This window comes from Actinoplanes sp. NPDC051513, assembly GCF_044454685.1.
In the GTDB taxonomy this organism is placed as follows: Bacteria; Actinomycetota; Actinomycetes; order Mycobacteriales; family Micromonosporaceae; genus Actinoplanes.
Genome location: NZ_JBITDW010000001.1, coordinates 930,122 through 946,278 on the forward strand (window position 1 = coordinate 930,122; position 16,157 = coordinate 946,278).

At 70.4% G+C, this 16,157-nt stretch carries 16 protein-coding genes and 1 pseudogene; 6 read left to right on the forward strand and 11 right to left on the reverse strand.

Translation table 11 applies throughout. The features are described 5' to 3' along the window. Window positions 1–83 precede the first annotated feature (83 nt). A complete protein-coding gene (locus ACIA5D_RS04520) occupies window positions 84–698 on the forward strand; it encodes a Maf family protein (RefSeq protein ID WP_396028406.1) in 615 nt (204 codons plus the stop codon). 27 nt (window positions 699–725) lie between these two features. Here ACIA5D_RS04520 and ACIA5D_RS04525 read toward each other — a convergent pair whose 3' ends face one another. The 3 genes from ACIA5D_RS04525 to ACIA5D_RS04535 are packed head-to-tail and all read right to left on the reverse strand — an operon-like array spanning window position 726 to window position 3,059. Beyond that, window positions 726–1,481 carry an ABC transporter permease gene (locus ACIA5D_RS04525; protein ID WP_396028407.1) on the reverse strand — a complete coding sequence of 252 codons (756 nt, stop codon included), beginning with the start codon at window positions 1,479–1,481 and terminating at the stop codon, window positions 726–728. Window positions 1,482–1,484: 3 nt separating this feature from the next. Further along, complete coding sequence (locus ACIA5D_RS04530; protein ID WP_396028408.1) at window positions 1,485–2,429, reverse strand: ATP-binding cassette domain-containing protein; 945 nt, start codon at window positions 2,427–2,429, stop codon at window positions 1,485–1,487. Between the two features lie 42 nt (window positions 2,430–2,471). Further along, complete coding sequence (locus ACIA5D_RS04535; protein ID WP_396028409.1) at window positions 2,472–3,059, reverse strand: helix-turn-helix transcriptional regulator; 588 nt, start codon at window positions 3,057–3,059, stop codon at window positions 2,472–2,474. Between the two features lie 44 nt (window positions 3,060–3,103). Here ACIA5D_RS04535 and ACIA5D_RS04540 point away from each other — a divergent pair, with 44 nt between their 5' ends. Further along, complete coding sequence (locus ACIA5D_RS04540) at window positions 3,104–4,858, forward strand: acetyl/propionyl/methylcrotonyl-CoA carboxylase subunit alpha (protein ID WP_396028410.1); 1,755 nt, start codon at window positions 3,104–3,106, stop codon at window positions 4,856–4,858. 58 nt (window positions 4,859–4,916) lie between these two features. Here ACIA5D_RS04540 and ACIA5D_RS04545 read toward each other — a convergent pair whose 3' ends face one another. Continuing rightward, on the reverse strand, window positions 4,917–5,651 hold the full coding sequence (locus tag ACIA5D_RS04545) for a TetR/AcrR family transcriptional regulator (RefSeq protein WP_396028411.1): 735 nt from the start codon (window positions 5,649–5,651) through the stop codon (window positions 4,917–4,919). A gap of 20 nt (window positions 5,652–5,671) precedes the next feature. Here ACIA5D_RS04545 and ACIA5D_RS04550 point away from each other — a divergent pair, with 20 nt between their 5' ends. Further along, entirely contained in the window at window positions 5,672–5,803 is a 132-nt protein-coding gene (locus ACIA5D_RS04550) for a hypothetical protein (RefSeq protein WP_396028412.1), read from the forward strand. A 136-nt stretch (window positions 5,804–5,939) separates the two neighbouring features. Here the strand turns inward: ACIA5D_RS04550 and ACIA5D_RS04555 are convergent, their stop codons facing one another. The 4 genes and pseudogenes from ACIA5D_RS04555 to ACIA5D_RS04570 form a co-directional block, all read right to left on the reverse strand. Next, window positions 5,940–6,797 (reverse strand): transglutaminase domain-containing protein, encoded by an 858-nt coding sequence (locus ACIA5D_RS04555; protein WP_396028413.1) that lies wholly within the window; start codon window positions 6,795–6,797, stop codon window positions 5,940–5,942. Continuing rightward, window positions 6,794–7,537: an alpha-E domain-containing protein gene (locus ACIA5D_RS04560; RefSeq protein WP_396028414.1), complete on the reverse strand. Its 744-nt coding sequence runs from the start codon at window positions 7,535–7,537 to the stop codon at window positions 6,794–6,796. Before ACIA5D_RS04560 ends, ACIA5D_RS04555 begins: the two co-directional genes overlap by 4 nt. Window positions 7,538–7,824: 287 nt before the next feature. Further along, window positions 7,825–7,926, reverse strand: a pseudogene (locus tag ACIA5D_RS04565) (alpha-E domain-containing protein); the annotation flags it as partial. Further along, window positions 7,920–9,491, reverse strand: coding sequence for a circularly permuted type 2 ATP-grasp protein (locus ACIA5D_RS04570; protein WP_396028415.1), 1,572 nt, complete (start codon window positions 9,489–9,491; stop codon window positions 7,920–7,922). The pseudogene ACIA5D_RS04565 and the gene ACIA5D_RS04570, both read right to left, overlap by 7 nt. Before the next feature lie 357 nt (window positions 9,492–9,848). Between ACIA5D_RS04570 and ACIA5D_RS04575 the strand changes: the two genes are divergently transcribed. After that, the gene (locus ACIA5D_RS04575) at window positions 9,849–10,610 is read left to right on the forward strand and encodes a DedA family protein (protein ID WP_396028416.1); all 762 of its coding nucleotides are present in this window, start codon (window positions 9,849–9,851) and stop codon (window positions 10,608–10,610) included. Here ACIA5D_RS04575 and ACIA5D_RS04580 read toward each other — a convergent pair. Further along, window positions 10,540–11,940: an NAD(P)H-quinone dehydrogenase gene (locus tag ACIA5D_RS04580; protein ID WP_396028417.1), complete on the reverse strand. Its 1,401-nt coding sequence runs from the start codon at window positions 11,938–11,940 to the stop codon at window positions 10,540–10,542. The two genes, ACIA5D_RS04575 and ACIA5D_RS04580, sit on opposite strands and share 71 nt — an antisense overlap. 96 nt (window positions 11,941–12,036) lie before the next feature. On the opposite strand from ACIA5D_RS04580, the gene ACIA5D_RS04585 reads away from it, so the two are divergent. Both ACIA5D_RS04585 and ACIA5D_RS04590 read left to right on the forward strand, forming a co-directional pair. Next, complete coding sequence (locus ACIA5D_RS04585) at window positions 12,037–12,498, forward strand: gamma-glutamylcyclotransferase (RefSeq protein ID WP_396028418.1); 462 nt, start codon at window positions 12,037–12,039, stop codon at window positions 12,496–12,498. Window positions 12,499–12,585: 87 nt separating this feature from the next. Further along, window positions 12,586–13,794, forward strand: a complete 1,209-nt coding sequence (locus tag ACIA5D_RS04590; RefSeq protein WP_396028419.1) for an acyltransferase family protein — start codon at window positions 12,586–12,588, stop codon at window positions 13,792–13,794. Here the strand turns inward: ACIA5D_RS04590 and ACIA5D_RS04595 are convergent. After that, window positions 13,791–14,771 (reverse strand): GNAT family N-acetyltransferase, encoded by a 981-nt coding sequence (locus tag ACIA5D_RS04595; RefSeq protein WP_396028420.1) that lies wholly within the window; start codon window positions 14,769–14,771, stop codon window positions 13,791–13,793. The genes ACIA5D_RS04590 and ACIA5D_RS04595 overlap by 4 nt on opposite strands. A gap of 600 nt (window positions 14,772–15,371) precedes the next feature. Next, window positions 15,372–16,109 carry a hypothetical protein gene (locus tag ACIA5D_RS04600; protein ID WP_396028421.1) on the reverse strand — a complete coding sequence of 246 codons (738 nt, stop codon included), beginning with the start codon at window positions 16,107–16,109 and terminating at the stop codon, window positions 15,372–15,374. Window positions 16,110–16,157: the final 48 nt, after the last annotated feature.

Genomic DNA, 16,157 nt, shown 5'->3' on the forward strand with positions numbered 1-16,157 from the left:
CGGAAACGCTGGACCGAAACTCTGGGCTGAATCGCGGGGTTCTGCACCCCTTCGGCATGGGTGGGGCTTGTAGCCTCGGGGGCGTGGGAAACGACGTCGACTACCGGCTTGTCCTTGCTTCGGCCAGTCCCGCCCGGCGGGCTCTACTCAGCGCCGCGGGGATCGAGGCTGAAGTAATGGTCAGTGGGGTGGATGAGTCCGTCGTCGAGGCTGCGGACGCCTATGAGCTGAGCCTCGCATTGGCGCGGATGAAAGCGCGCGCCGTCGCGGCCGAGCTGCCGGCCGATCCGGGGATTCTGGTGCTCGGGTGCGACTCGGTGCTGGCCTTCGAGGGGCAGGTCTTCGGCAAGCCGGCCGACGCGGAAGAAGCCGCCAAGCGGTGGGTGATGATGCGCGGGCGGTCGGGGGTGCTGCACACGGGGCACCACATCACGGGGCTGGTCAGCGGGCGCCAGGCCGAAGCCGTAGGCACGACCGTGGTGCATTTCGCCGACATCACCGATGCCGAGATCGCGGCCTACGTCGCGACCGATGAGCCGCTCAGCGTGGCCGGGTCGTTCACCATCGATGGGCGCGGAGGAGCCTTCGTCGAGCGGATCGAAGGCGATCCGGGCAACGTCATCGGGCTGTCGCTGCCGCTCCTCCGCAAACTCCTCATCGAAATGGACGTCTCGATCACCGAGCTCTGGCGGGCATAAAGCGCATGAAGCGCATAAAGGCGGGCCTCAGCGAACGCTGCGGGCGAACTCCCGCGCCGCCCACCCCACGGCCGCCGCCGCCAGCACGGCCATGATGAGCAGGCCCTGCCAAACCGCCGGCGCGCCCAGATCGCCCCGGAACAGGGCGCGTGTCCCATCGACCGCCCATGAGAACGGGTTCCAGTCGGCGACCCCCTGGAGCCAACCCGGCGCGTACGTCAACGGCAGCAGAATCCCGGACAGCAGCAGCACCGGCTGGGCCACCGTGTTCATCAGCGGCGCGAGCGCGTCCTCGCTCTTCACCACGAGCGCCACCCCGTAGCTGAGCGCCGAGGTCATCAGCGAGATCAGCGCGAGCATCAGGTAGGCCAGCAGCAGGTTGCCGAGAACCACCCGCAGGTCGAAGAGCAGCGCCAGCAGCGTGATGATCACGGCCTGGGCGATCAGCGAGACCACGTCGCGCAACGACCGGCCGAGCAGCAACGCCAAGCGGCTGACCGGCGTCACCCGGGAACGCTCGATCACCCCGGCGCGCAGCTCCGCGATCAGGCCGAAGCCCTGGAACAGGCCCCCGAAGATCGCGAGCAACACCAGAAGACCGGGCACGAAGATCTCGTACGCCTCGGCGTTGGAGCTCACCTGCAGCGCGGGCTTCAGGAGTGGCGCGAACAGCAGGAGATACATCACCGGCTGGAAGACGCCCACGAAGATCCAGACGGGGTTCCGCAGCAGCAACTGCATCTGGCGCTGGAAGATCAGCGAAGTGTCACGCAGAAGCTTCATGGGTCAGCTCTCCCGCAGGGATCGGCCGGTCTTGGTCAGGAAGACGTCGTCGAGGCTGGGACGGTGCAGCTCGATCGCACCCAGCGGAACGTCCGCCGCGTCGAGGGCACGCAGGATCTGCGGAATCGCGGTCGCCCCGTCATCCACGTAGAGGCGCACGTTGTCGTCGTACGTCTCGATCTTGTAGGCCGCAAGGGCGGCTGCCGCGGCGGCAACCGCGGCGACCGGCAGGCCGACCCGGACGACGTCGCCGGAGATCTCGCGTTTCAGCGCGGCGGGCGTGCCGGAGGCGACGATCTCGCCGTTGTCCATGATGGAGATGCGATCGCAGAGCGCGTCGGCCTCGTCGAGGTAGTGGGTGGTGATGAAGACCGTCATGCCCTCCGCGCGCAGACGGCGGATCTCGTCCCACATGTGCGCGCGGCTCTGCGGATCGAGACCGGTGGTCGGCTCGTCCAGAAAGACGACCTTGGGCTCGTGGATGATGCCGAGCGCGATGTCTACCCGTCGGCGCTGGCCGCCCGAGTAGGTTTTGCATTTGCGGTCCGCGTACTCGCTCAACTGGAAACCCTCGAGCACGCTCGCGGCACGGGCCTGGGCCGTCGCCTTGCTCGCGCCGTAAAGGCGCGCCTGCAGCACCAGCTCCTCGCGCGCGGTGGAGTCGTCCCACGTGCTGCCGCCCTGGGCGACGTAACCGATCCGGCGGCGCACCTCGGCGGGATTGCTCAGCAGGTCGGCGCCGGCGATCGTGGCGGTGCCGCCGTCGGGCTCGATCAGCGTGGCGAGCATGCGCAGCGTGGTGGTCTTGCCGGCCCCGTTCGGGCCGAGGAACCCGAAGATCTCTCCTTCGGACACGTCGAGGTCCACGCCGCGTACGGCCTCGACGATCTTCTTCACGCGCCCCTGGCGCGACGTGAACGACTTGCGCAACTCGCGAGTCTCTATCATGCGGGCAGCGTAGGTTATTCAAGTTTTACTAGTCAAACTTGATTAAGCGTCGCGGGGCCACTCTTCGTAGGTGGCGTCGCCGGGCAGGTACGGCTCGCCCGCCGCGATCTTTTCCGCCGTGCGCTCGCACCAGGAGATCTCGGCCTCGGCCCGGACGACGCTCAGCTCCCACATCCACGCGACGTAGACCGGCTTCTGGTCGGCCCACTCGGCCTGAGAGGCAGCCTCCAACTGCTGCACGGTCGCGCGCAACTGAATTGCCCGGTTACGCAGCGCCGCCGCGGCCTCCTCGCGGGGCAGCGCCGGCAGAAAGGAGAACGCCGCCATGAACGGGTCGGGCGGCGTCGCGAGGTTCCACCAGGAGTTCCGGAGCAGCGACTGGAACTCGGCCCGGCCTTTGTCGGTGATCTCGTAGCTCGTGCGGGCCGGGCGACCCGCGACCTGCTCGGTTGACACCTCGTGCAGCAGGCCCTCCTCGGCCAGCTTGCGCAATGCGTGATAAATCGAGCCCGGTTGCACGTTGGCCCACTTGTCCGCACTCCAACTGAGCAACTCACGCCGCACGTCGTAGCCGTGCACGGGCTGCATCCACTGCACCAGCCCGAGGATCATCATGCGCGTAGCGGACACTACTTAAGAGTAGAACTGTCGGTGTCTGCCATTAAGCTCAGGCCGTGCGCAAGGTATTGATCGCCAACCGAGGCGAGATCGCCGTCCGGGTCATCCGGGCCTGCCAGGACGCCGGTCTCGCCAGCGTCGCCGTGTATGCCGATAGCGACCGCGACGGTCTCCCGGCCCGGCTCGCCGACGAGGCGTTCTCCCTGGGTGGCGACACCGCCGCCGAGAGCTACCTGCGCATCGACAAACTGCTCGACGTCGCGGCGCGCAGCGGCGCCGACGCGGTGCACCCGGGCTACGGCTTCCTGTCGGAAAACGCCGACTTCGCTCAGGCCGTACTCGACGCGGGCCTCACCTGGATCGGCCCGACGCCGCAGGCGATCCGCGACCTCGGCGACAAGGTGACGGCCCGGCACATCGCTCAGCGCGCGGGCGCGCCGCTGGTGGCCGGCACGGCCGAGCCGGTCGCCGACGCGAGCGAGATCGTCGCCTTCGCGGAAGAGCACGGGCTGCCCGTGGCGATCAAGGCGGCGTTCGGTGGCGGCGGCCGGGGCCTCAAGGTGGCGCGCACCCTCGAAGAGATCCCGGCGCTGTTCGAGAGCGCGACCCGCGAGGCGGTGGCGGCCTTCGGGCGGGGCGAGTGCTTCGTCGAGCGCTATCTCGATCGCCCCCGCCACGTGGAGGCCCAGGTCCTGGCCGACACGCACGGCAACGTCATCGTGGTCGGCACGCGCGACTGCTCGCTCCAGCGCCGCCACCAGAAACTGGTCGAGGAGGCGCCGGCCCCCTTCCTCACCGACGCTCAGCGCACCCAGATCCACTCGAGCGCCAAGGCGATCTGCCGCGAGGCCGGCTACCACGGCGCCGGTACGGTCGAATACCTCGTGGGCCAGGACGGCACCATCTCGTTCCTCGAGGTCAACACCCGCCTCCAGGTCGAACACCCGGTCAGCGAGGAAACAGCGGGGCTAGATCTCGTACGCGAGCAGTTCCGCATCGCCGACGGCGAAGCGCTGGCGCTGACCGAAGACCCCGCGCCGCGCGGGCACGCGATCGAGTTCCGTATCAACGGGGAGGATCCGGGTCGCGGCTTCCTGCCGGCGCCGGGCACGGTCACGGCGCTGACCTGGCCGCTCGGGCCGGGCGTGCGGGTCGACGCGGGCGTCGAGTCGGGCAGCGTGATCGGCGGAAACTTCGACTCGCTCCTCGCGAAGATCATCGTGGTGGGCGCGACGCGTGCGGAGGCGCTCGAGCGCTCCCGCCGGGTGCTCGACGAGACGGTCGTCGAGGGCATCGCCACCGTGCTGCCGTTCCATCGAGCGGTGGTGCGCGACCCGGCCTTCACCTCCGAGCCGTTCACCGTCCACACCAGATGGATCGAGACCGAGTGGGCGGGCGGGGTGCCGCCGTTCGACGCGGCTTCGGCCGCATCGGCGGCTCCGCCGGCCAAGCGCGAGACCGTCGTGGTCGAGGTGGGCGGCAAGCGGCTCGAGGTGAGCCTTCCCAAGAGCCTTTTCACCGGTACGGGTGGAAGCGCGCCCGCACGTCCGGCCGCGCGCCGGTCCGGCGGCGGCGCCGCGGCGGCCTCCGCGGGTGGCGCGGCGGCCCTGGCGGCGCCGATGCAGGGCACGATCGTGAAGGTCGCGGTCTCCGACGGCGACGAGGTGCAAGAGGGCGACACGATCGTCGTGGTCGAGGCGATGAAGATGGAGCAGCCGCTGCAGGCGCATCGCTCGGGCACGGTGGCGGGGCTGACGGTCGAGGTGGGCGCGACGGTCACGGCCGGCACGGTGATCTGCACGATCGACTGAGGCGCCGCGTTGGGGGTTCGGCCGCGCTGATGCCGGTCGGCATCCCGGCGCGTCCACGCTAGGGGGCGTAGTCGCGGTTGAGCTCGGTGAACAGGTGCCGGGCCATGTCGGTGGGGTCGAGGTCGCGGTCGGGGAAGGCCCCGGTCAGCCAGAGGGTGGCGAAGCCGTGGGCCATCGACCAGGCGGCCAGGCCGGCACTGCGCACCTCGGGCGGGGCGGTTGCGGCGGTCCCGGGCCTCGCGGGGCGTGCCGTTGTGGGCTTGCTCCTCCCGCCGGGCCGCCCGGCGGTGGCCCCGGCCGCTACGGCCGATTCGGCGGCACGCAGGCCCCGCGCGGGGGCGGCTGTGGACGCCGGCGAGTGGGGCTGCGTGGCCAGGATGCTGTCGGGGAAATCCGAGACGGCGGCGTACAGCGCGTCGGCCGACTTCGCTCGGGCGGCCAGCAACTCTGGATCGTCGGGGTGGTAGAGGTCAGGGCGGAACATGACCTCGAACATCGCGCGGCGGGTCACGGCGAAGCGAACGTAGGTCACCCCCAGCTCCAGGAAACTGTTGCTGGCCAGGCGTGAGGTGGCCAGCGCCTTGGCCAGCTGCTCGAAACCCTCGGTAGCGAACGCGGTGAGCAAACCGGCCTTGTCGCCGAAGTGGTGGGTGGGCGCGGCGTGCGAGACGCCGGCGCGGCGGGCCAGGTCGCGCATGCTCAACGCGGCCACACCGTGCTCGGTGATCGCCTCGTCGGCGGCCTGCAGCAGGGCCCGGCGCAGGTCGCCGTGGTGGTAGGTCTGCTTCGCCATGCCCGGATTCTAACTTGCCGTTGACAAGATGCCGTCGGGCCGGCCTCGCGCTGATGTTCGTGCTGACCGGCCTGGCCCACTTCGGCCTCGGCCGCCGCAACGACCTGATCGCGATGGTTCCGCCGAGCCTGCCCGCCCCGACCTGCCGATGATCCTGATGTTCCCGGCCAACGTCTCGGCCGCCCGGCCACTCCGCTGGCCGTCCGCACCCCGATGCAGTTGGTCTTCATCGCCGCCGCGGTGGCGGTGGTTCTGGGGTGAGGGCGGCCGGCCCGCCGTTGCCCGCGCTCAGCGCAGGCGGGTGATGGTCACCTCGACGCCCTGGCCGGTGCTCGGCGGGCCGGCGTAGACGCCCTTGAGCGGGGGCACGTCGCCGTACTCGCGGCCCCGCCCGACCACGACGTGGCGCTCGCCCACCGGCACGCCGTTGGTGGGGTCGAAGGCCGTCCACCGGCCCGCCCACCACTCCACCCAGGCGTGACTCTGCCCGATCACGCTGTCGCCTATCCCGGCCGACGGCGACGGGTGCAGATAGCCCGACACGTACCGGGCCGGCATGCCCATCTCGCGGAGCATGCCGACGGTCAGGTGGCTGATGTCCTGGCACACACCCTTGCGCTGCTCCCACGCGTGGAGCGCGTCGCTCTGCACGCCGGTCGCGCCGGGCTGGTACGTCACCTCGCCGCGCACGAACTCGCAGAGCGCCAGCGCCGCCGCGTGCGGGGTGGCGTGCGCCGCCTTGATATCGGCCACGATCTCCCGCAGCGAGGAGTCGAGCCCAGTCCGCTTGGTCGACAGCAGCAGCTCGTACCAGCGGTCGACGTTCTCGGGCAGGCTCAGCGCCTCCCAGGCGAACCCGGTCGGCGCCAGGTCGCCCGCCGGCAGCGTCTCCACCGTGGACGTTGCCGTGACGGTGAGCGCCTCGTGCTTGGCGTGCACGTCGAACGCGGTCACGACCGTGCCCCAGTAGTCCTCGTAGCGGTACGTACGAGCAGGCGGCCACACCTCGACCCGGGCGTCGAGCACCGCCTGCCTGGTCTCGTTGCGCGGCCACATGCGGGCCTCGTTGTACGACGACGACACCGCCCCTGCGTAGTCGAAGCCGCTCTTGTGCTGAATGCGCAACCGCCACGAATCAACAGTCACGCGACGGCCCCCCGCACCCAGTTGACCGCCGTCGTCTGGCGGAAGTATCGCCGCGACACCGCGTCGTTCACCTGCGAGCAGGTCTTCTCGAGGCTGGCCAGCACCGTCGACATCTCACCGATCAGCTCGTCCGCGCCGCGGAACTCGAGGTTGGTACGTGCCCGCCCGACGATCCGCTGCGCGTCGGTGGCGACGCCGGCCCGTCCCGGGTCGGGCTCCAGATCGGACAGACAGCCCTCGGCCGTGGACAGCGCCGCGAAGACCGAGCGCGGAAACAGCCGGTCGAGCAGCAGGAACTCGGCCGCGTGCTGATCGTCGAGCGCGCCCCGATACGTACGCAAGAAGGTCTCCCAGGCCCCGCTCGACCGCAACAGAGTCATCCAGCTGGGGATGTTCCCACCCGCTCTCTCGTGGGTGCGCAGCAGCCGCGCGGTCATGTCGACGCGCTCGACGCTGCGGCCGAGCACCAGGAACAGCCAGCCCTCGTCGCGGCTCATGGTGGCGTCGGTCAGGCCGGCCATCACCGCGCAGCGCTCCCGCACCCAGCGGAAGAACGAGTGCACGCCCTGCTGCTCGACCCGCCGCCGGGCGTTGGGCAGGCCGTGCCACGTGGAGTTGAGGCACTCCCACATCTCGGAGGAGACCGTCTCGCGGGCGCCACGCGCGTTCTCGCGGGCCGCCGCCAGCGCGCCGACCACCGAGGAGGGATTGCGGTCGTCGAGGCCGAGCAGCCCGACCACGCTGGCCGAGGTGAACGGAGTGGGGGGGGGGGGGGGGGGGGGGGGGGGGGCCCCCCCGGCCCGCCCCGGGCGGCGGGGCCCCCACCCCCCCCCCCGCCCCGCCCCCCCCCCCGGGGGGGGGGGGGGGGGGGCCCGGGCCCCCCCCCCCCCCCCCGGGGGGCGGGGGGGGGGGGGGGGGGGCGCCCCCCTTTGGGGGGGCCCCCCCCCCCACTTCCCTCGGTGACCGGCACGCCCATGACGGCGAGCAGCGAGCGGCAGGCCGCGTCCTCCTGCGTCCACGGGTCGGCGAGCACGCGCTGCAGGTGCACGTCGAGGATGCGGGCGGTGTCCTCGGCCCGCTCGATGTAGCGGCCGATCCAGTAAAGGGACTCCGCGATGCGGCTCAGCACGAGAACCTCCCCTGTTGCTGTTGTTGCTGCTGCTCGGCGCCCGATGCGCCCGGCCCGAGATCGGGGCGCGCCGCGACCGGGAGGGGCGCCGGAGTGGCCGGCAGGTGCGGAACCTCGAAGGGCACCACGTCGTCGTCGGCGGCCAGCACCCACGTGTCCTTGGAACCGCCGCCCTGACTGGAGTTGACCACCAGCGCGCCCTCGGGCAGCGCGACCCGGGTGAGGCCGCCGGGCAGCACCCAGATCTTCTCGCCGTCGTTGACCGCGAACGGCCGCAGGTCGACGTGCCTCCCGCGGAGCCGATTGCCGATCAGGGTGGGCACCATCGACAGCTTCACCTCGCGCTGCGCGATCCACCCGCGGGGATTTTCCAAGATCTTTTCGCGTACGTCGTTCAGCTCGCCCGAAGAAGCCTGCGAGCCGATCACGATTCCCGCGCCGCCGGCCCCGTCGACCGGTTTGAGCACGAGCTGATCGAGTTTCGGCAGCACGTGATCCAGCACCCCGGGCTCGTCCAGCCGGTAGGTGTCGACGTTGGGGAGCAGGGGCTCCTCGTTGAGGTAGTAGCGGATCAGGTCGGGCACGTAGGTGTAGAGCAGCTTGTCATCGGCCACCCCGTTGCCGACGGCGTTGGCGATCGTGACCCGCCCAGCCCGCGCCGCGTTCAGCAGGCCGGCCACCCCGATCACCGAGTCGGCCCGGAAGTGCACCGGATCGAGGAAGTCGTCGTCGATCCGCCGGTAGATGACGTCCACCCGCTGCTCGCCGGCCGTGGTCCGCATCGCCACGTCGTTGCCGACGCAGACCAGGTCGCGCCCCTCGACCAGCTCGACGCCCATCTCCCGGGCGATCAGCGCGTGCTCGAAGTAGGCCGAGTTGTAGACGCCCGGGCTCAGCACCACCACGGTCGGATCGCTCACCCCCACTGGCGCCGCCGCCCGCAGCGCCCGCAGCAGCATCGCCGGATAGCTCTCCACCGGCAGGACGCGGGTCGCCGCGAAGACCTCGGGCAACACCTGCGCCATGGCCCGTCGGTTCTCCATCACGTAGCTCACCCCGGACGGGATGCGCACGTTGTCTTCCAGCACCCGGAACGTGCCCTGCTCGTCGCGGATCAGGTCGACGCCGGCCACGTGGATGCGCACGCCGTTGGGCGGGTTGATCCCGGCGGCCGCGCGCAGGAAGTGGGCGCTGGTCGCGATGATCCGGCGGGGCACCACGCCGTCGGCGAGCACCTGGCCCGCCCCGTACACGTCGGCCAGGAAGGCCTCGAGCGCCCGGATCCGCTGGGCCACGCCGAGCTCGACCGAGCGCCACTCGGCGGCGGCGATGACGCGGGGCACGATGTCCAGCGGGAAGGGGCGCTCGACGCCCTTGAGCGCGAACGTGATGCCCTGGTCGAGGAACGCCCGGGCCAGCACCTCGGCACGCACACCCAGCTCGGAGCTGGACAGCGGCTGGAGCGTCGCGTGCAGCGCCTCGTAGCTCTCCCGGGGCATGCCCAGCTCGCTGAACATCTCGTCCCAGCCGGGGCCGAGGCGGTACTCCTCGAAAAGATCCGCCATGCGAGGACCCTACGCACGGCTCATTGCGTGCTCGTAACGAACGCAACTTGGACGTAGGGCGGGCCGTCGGTACGGGACCTACCGACGGCCCGGGCCGGCCACACCGAGAACGGGGGACCCGGTGTCTCCGGCAAAGCCACCGTACGCCCGCCGGGGACAAGCGAAAAACTCGCGCCGCGCCCCGGGATGAAATCGCGGGAAATAACCGGCGCCGGTTCGACCCTGCGATCGTGATGACACCGTGTCAGGCATCACCGTGGGACCGGCCTGATCAGGGCGCATGCTGGAACACAGCACATTCTCAGGTATGCACGTCAAGAATGTGGCGAGATCTGAAGCCGTGAGGTGGCCGAAGCGATGACCGAATTGTTGACCATGATGGCCACACCGGTGTGGGCCTACTTGGCGCTGTTCGGCTTCCTGACGATCGACGCGATGATTCCGGTCGTTCCGGTCCAGGCGATCATGATCACATCCGGGGCGCTCACCGTCTACGGCAATCTCGATCTTGCCTTGGTGATCGCGATCGGCGCGGCCGGCATGTTCGCGGGCGACTCGATCGCCTACTTCCTGGGCCGCTCGACCGGCCAGGTCGGCCGCGGCCGGCTCGGGGCCCTGCGTGGCCGCTTCGCCCCGAAACACGACGACGACCACCCCCGCGAGCAGTCCAGGACCCGCAAGGCCGCGGTCCGCTTCACCCGGGGGCTGCGCCGGCCGGGTCCTCTCGTGCTGCTGCTGTGCCGCTTCGTTCCCGGCGGCCGGATGGCCGCCGGTTTCCATGCCGGTCGCACGGGCTACCCGCTCAAGCTGTTCGTGCTCTACGACGGGGCCGCCGCGCTCTGCTGGGCGGGCTACGGCGGCCTGGTCGGTCATGTCGGCGGCACGGCCATCACGCAATCGGCGTGGCGCCTGTTCGCGATCGCCGCCACCGCCGCGGCCGTCTTCGGCACCGCCGGCTGGATCCTCGCGGTCTTCGGCGGCAAGAAGCAGGTCGACGCCGACCTGGCGGAAGACATCGCGGCCGCCGCGGTGGCCGCGGAGGCCGACGTCATTGCCGCTCGTGCTGCATCAGCTGACGAGCAGCTTCCGCGATCGACCCCGACAACGACGGGTAGATAGTGATCGTGTGGGCCAGCTGGTCCACAGTCAGGTTGTTCTCGATCGCCATGGTGATCGGCAAAATCAGCTCGCTCGCCTTGGGCGCCACCACCACGCCGCCGATGATCTGACCGGTCGCCGGCCGGCAGAAAAGCTTCACGAAGCCGTCGTGCAGGTCGGCCATCTTGGCCCGCGCGTTGCCGGTCAGCGGCAGCATCACCTGGCGGGCCGGGGTACGGCCGGAGTCGACCTCGTTCTGCGAGACGCCGACGGTGGCCAGCTCGGGATCGGTGAACACGTTGGCCGAGACGGTGCGCAGCCGTAGCGGCGACACCGCCTCGCCCATGGCGTGCCAGATCGCGATGCGGCCCTGCATGGCGGCCACGCTGGCCAGCGGCAGCACGCCCGTGCAGTCGCCGGCGCCGTAGATGCCGGGCACGTTGGTACGCGAGACGCGGTCGACGGTCAGGTAACCGCCGGCGCCGACGTCGACGCCGTACTCCCGCAGGCCCAGCTTGTCGGTGTTCGGCACGGCGCCGACCGCCATGAGCGCGTGCGAGCCCTCGACCGTACGGCCGTCGGAGAGCGTGACCAGCACGCCGTCGCCGGTGTTGACCACCGACTCGGCGCGGGACTGGTTGAGGATCGTCATGCCGCGCTCGCGGAACACCCGCTCGATCGCCATGGCCGCGTCGGCGTCCTCGTGCGGCATGACCCGCTCGCGGCTGGAGACCAGCGTGACCTTGGTGCCCATCGCGAGGTAGGCGCTGGCGAACTCGGCGCCGGTCACGCCGGAGCCGACCACGATCAGGTGCCCGGGCAGCTCGGTGAGGTCGTAGACCTGCCGCCAGTCGAGGATGCGGTCGCCGTCCGGCCGGGCGGTCGGCAGCACGCGCGGGGTGGCGCCGGTCGCCAGCAGCACGGTCGAGGCCTCGATCGAGAACATCTCTTCGCCGTCGGGCATCACCAGCACCTGGTGGGTGTGCCCGAGGGTGTCCTCGCCGAGCAGCGCCCGGCCGTGCACCACCTCGACCCCCGCCTTGATCAGCTTGGAGTGGATGTCGGCGGACTGGGCCAGGGCCAGCTTCTTCACCCGGTCGTTCACCGCGACGGCGTCGACCGAGACACCCTCGAGGCCGGTCGAGCGGATGCCGAACCGGTCATTGTGCCGGTAACCGGTCATCACCTCGGAGCTGGCGATGAACGTCTTCGACGGAACGCAGTCGGTCAGCACGCAGGCTCCACCCGGGCCATCGGCCTCGACGAGGGTCACCTCCGCGTCAAGCTGGGCGGCGACCAGGGCAGCCTCATACCCGCCCGGACCCCCACCGATGATCACGATCCGACTCACGACGTTCCCCTCCGTAACCGGCGTTGTCGGTCTACTTGTGCCGACACGCACTTCTTGTATTCTCCACGACCGCCGTATCCGGCTATCGTCATCGCCGTGCGTCATTACGCCGCGTATGGCTCAAACCTCGACCCGGCCCGCATGCGGGCCTACTGCCCGCACTCGCCCATGGTCGGCGTCGGGTGGATAGAAGGCTGGCGCCTGACCTTCGCCGGTGAGGCGGAAATGGGCTGGGAGGGCGCGGTGACGACGATCGTCGAGTCGCCCGGCGACCGGGTCTTCGTCTCCCTCTACGACGTGCATCCGTGGGATGCGGCACAGCTCGACGAGGTCGAGGGGGTGACCGCGGGGGCGTACCAGAAGCTCACCGTGCGTGTATCAACGCTCGAGGGCGAGTTCAGCGCGTGGGTGTACGTCTACGACGGGTACGAGGGCGGCCTGCCCACCGCGTGGTATCTCTCCGAGATCGCCAACGCCGCCGAGAAGGCCGGCGCGCCCGACGACTACGTCGACGACCTCCGCCATCGGCCCAGCGCGACGTCCACTCCGGAGATCTGACTCGTCCCGTTTCTGGACAGGGAGAAGACTCTTCACTTACCGTTCAACTTCCGTCATCGCTGCCGAACAGAGGTTGAGCGCGTACTCATGCCCATTCGAGGCTTCCGGGCCGCCTCCACGGCGGTGCTGCCCAAGCGCCTGGACGCGCTGACCAGTCTGCGGTTCTTCGCGGCCTTCGCCGTTTTCACCCACCACTTCACCGGCTTGGGGGGCCAGACCGGTTTCGGCCGCTCGCCGCTGATCTTCCCGTACTCGCAGATCGGCGGGCACGGCGTGACGTTCTTCTTCGTGCTCTCCGGCTTCCTGATGATGTGGGTGTACAAACCGGGCGAGCACCCGGCCTCGTTCTGGTGGCGGCGCGTCGGCCGCATCTGGCCCGCCCACCTGGTCGCGCTGCCGCTCGGCGTCTTCGCGTACTACATCGCCGCGCACAAGCCGATCGAGTGGTGGAGCCTGATCTCCTCGGTGTTCCTGGTGCAGACCTGGTTCCCGCACGTCACGCCGACGCTGCCGGGCAACGAGGTGACGTGGACGCTCAGCGTCGAGCTGCTCTTCTACGCGATGTTCCCGCTGTTCGGCTGGCTCGCGGTGCGCACCCGCACCCGCTGGCTCGCCCTGGCCACCGCGCTCGGCCTGATCGGCATGTGGGCGGTCAACTGGCTCGCCGTCGCGCACCTCTCGGCCCCGCACGCCAGCTGGGTGATGCGGAACCCGATCGTCTACCTTCCCGAGTTCCTGCTCGGCCTGACCGTCGCCATGGCGCTCAAGCGCGGCTGGCGGTTCCCGCTGCGCCCGTTCATCCCGATCGTGCTGCTCGTCGGCTACGTCTACGGCTACTACCAGGGCCGGATGCGGCTCCCCCACGCCCTGGTCAACCAGCTCGACTTCACCGTCCGGCAGTGCGTCGCGATCCTCTCCGCCCTGATCATCCTGGCCTTCGTGCAGCGCGAGGTGCGCGGCCTGAAGGGCGTCCTCAACGCCAAGCCACTGGTGCTGCTCGGCCTGTGGTCCTACGGCTTCTACCTGATCCACCACTCGGTGAGCCGGCTCGCGACGTACGAGTGGGGCCGGATGCGCGACAACGACGCGGTGCTGTTCACGCTGCTCGGCATGGGCCTCGTGGTCGCCGCCATGTCGTGGGCACTGTTCCATTTCGTCGAGGAGCCGGCCGAGAAGTGGTGGCGCAAGCGCACGCCGAAGCGCTTCCTCCGCAAGAAGGACGGCACTCCCGCCGCGCCTCCCCCGCGCGTCGAGACCGAGCCCGTCGTCGAGAAGGAGCAACCGGCGCCGGTCTAGGACCGCGCGGCGACGTGGGTGCGGTAGACGTTGGCCCGGTACATCGGCGTCATCCCGACCGCGAGATAGAGACGCACGGCCTCGGTGGGGTTCTCCAGATCGACGCCGAGGCCCGCGTGCGCCCGGCCCTTCGCGGCATAGACCGCAAAAGCCCGGCGCAGGAGCGCCTCACCCAAACCCCTTTTCCGGTACGCCCGGAGCACAGCGAGCCTTTTCACCCAGCCCTCGTCGTCCTCGATGCCGGCATCGGACGACTGCAGCGACCCGACCACCCGGCCGTCCGCCTCGGCGATGAACCACTCGTCGAAGGAGACGGTCGGCTCGTTGTCGACCTGGGCCCGCCATGTCGGGTAGTCGACGGCGAAGTGGTCGGTGTCCCGGAACGCCTCTTCGATCACCGCGTGCAGCGCCCGCAGGTCGTCTTGGTCGTCGCCGCGGACCGGGCGCACGGTCACTCCCGCCGGCGGCTCGGGCGCGGTGTGCGGCACGCCGTCGAGCGGCATCCGCATACGGGCGTGCTGCTTGAGGAAGACAAAGCCGGACTCGGTGAGCGCGTCGATGTAGGGCTGCTCGGTGGGGATGGCCCCGGCGCGCACCTCGTACGGGTCGTGGCCGAGCTCGGCGGCCCGCACGGCCATCCGGTCGAGGATCAGCGCGAGCAGCGGCCGCATCGCCGGACGCCCGCGCTTGGGGTGCACGAAGACCTCGAGGAAGTCACGGTCGCCGCCGGTGATGTTGTGCGGAAACGTCCAGCCAACGATGGCGCCGGCGTGGTCGAGCGCCAGCCAGCTGTCGCGGGTCATGTCGGTGTGCGGATCGGTGAGCATCTCGCGCACCTCGTCGGCGGTGAAGTCGGGCTCGCCGATCGCCGCGATGTCGCTGGCGTGCACCACCGCCAGGATGTCGGGCACGTCATCGAGCGTCGGCCGGCGCGTGGTCCAGCCCTCGGGCAGCAGGGTCGTCGCGGCAGCGGTCATCCGCGCATCGGACCATGAACCGCGGCCTCCGGTCGACCGAATATCGACCGCGTTGATCGCCGCCACCTCCCGCCCCGCCCGCGCCTGTGGACAGCGCCGAAAATCTGTCATACCCGCCTGCTTGAATAGGCCCCTCCCTACCAGGGTGGGGGTGGGCCGGGGGCGCCGGCCGTGATCAACAACTTGTCGTTGCGCCCGACCGGGATGTTCGGTGCGCCGGCTGTGCTGCGATGGCCCGTCCCGCATCCAGGCGCCGGTCCCAGTGGCTGGCGCATCACCCACACCGTGGAACTTCGGCGGCGCGGCCATCAGAAATATCCGTTCATTTCCGGCGTGGCTCGCGACGGCCCGCAGAGAGCGATGATTTACCGTTCGCGGCGAACGGCAAGCCATCAAGATCTCGCAGGTCGGGCGGCGGTTGTGCATCAGGACCGAGGCGCGAAATCAGCGCGTGAGGCGCGAAATCAGCGCGTGAGGCACGCAATCAGCGCGTGAGGCACGCAATCAGCGCGTGAGGCACGCAATCAGCGCGTGAGGCACGCAATCAGCGCGTGAGGCAGGTGTAGCACGTGAGGTGCATGAGGCGCGTGCGGCGCGCGATCAGCGCGTGAGGCGCTGGCTCAGTGACTCAAGGAGGCCGACCAGCTCGATGCGCTCGGCCATGTCGAGCGTCGCGTAGGCCTGGCCGGCCAGGGCGTCGGCCACCGAGTCGGCCCACATGAGCCGGCGCACGATCGGGCCGGCCGGCGGGTAGGGCGGCTGCCAGCCGAACGCGACCGCCCCGGTCTCGCCCTCGGGCCCCGCGATGATGGCCTGCAACGGGGTGAGCCCGCTGGCCCGCACGGCCACCAGGTGCACGCCGAGCCGGTGCTCGTGCATCAGGTGCAAGGTGACCGCGGCCCGCGCGCCCGGGGCCTGGTCGGGCACCGGCATGGCCCGCCACGCGGCGAACAGCGGCAGCGCGGCGTGGTCGACCGCGTCCACCACCCGGCCGGCCAGCTCGAGCAGCCGGCCCAGCCGGGGGAAGCCGCCGAGCTGCTCGATGCCCCACTTGCACAGCTCGTGCAGGTGCCAGGTGGCCACCTCCATGGGCGCCGATGCCTTGGCGGTCGACTCCCAGCCGTCGATGACGGCGTCGGGGGCGATGAATCCGATGGCAGCGGCCACCGTCTCGGGTCGTACGTCGCCGAGCGCACCGGCCCGCGCAGACACGTGGTACGCCCAGCCGGAGAGCCCCAGAAGCCGCGCGCGACGCAGCGTCTGCGGTGACTCGGCGAAGGCGCCGACGATCGTGGCGAGTCCCGTCATGGCGTTGGCGGCAGCCTGTTCGGGTGTCACGCGCCGATTGTGCTCTCCCGCGCCCGATCTGGAAAATATTCTTCCCGT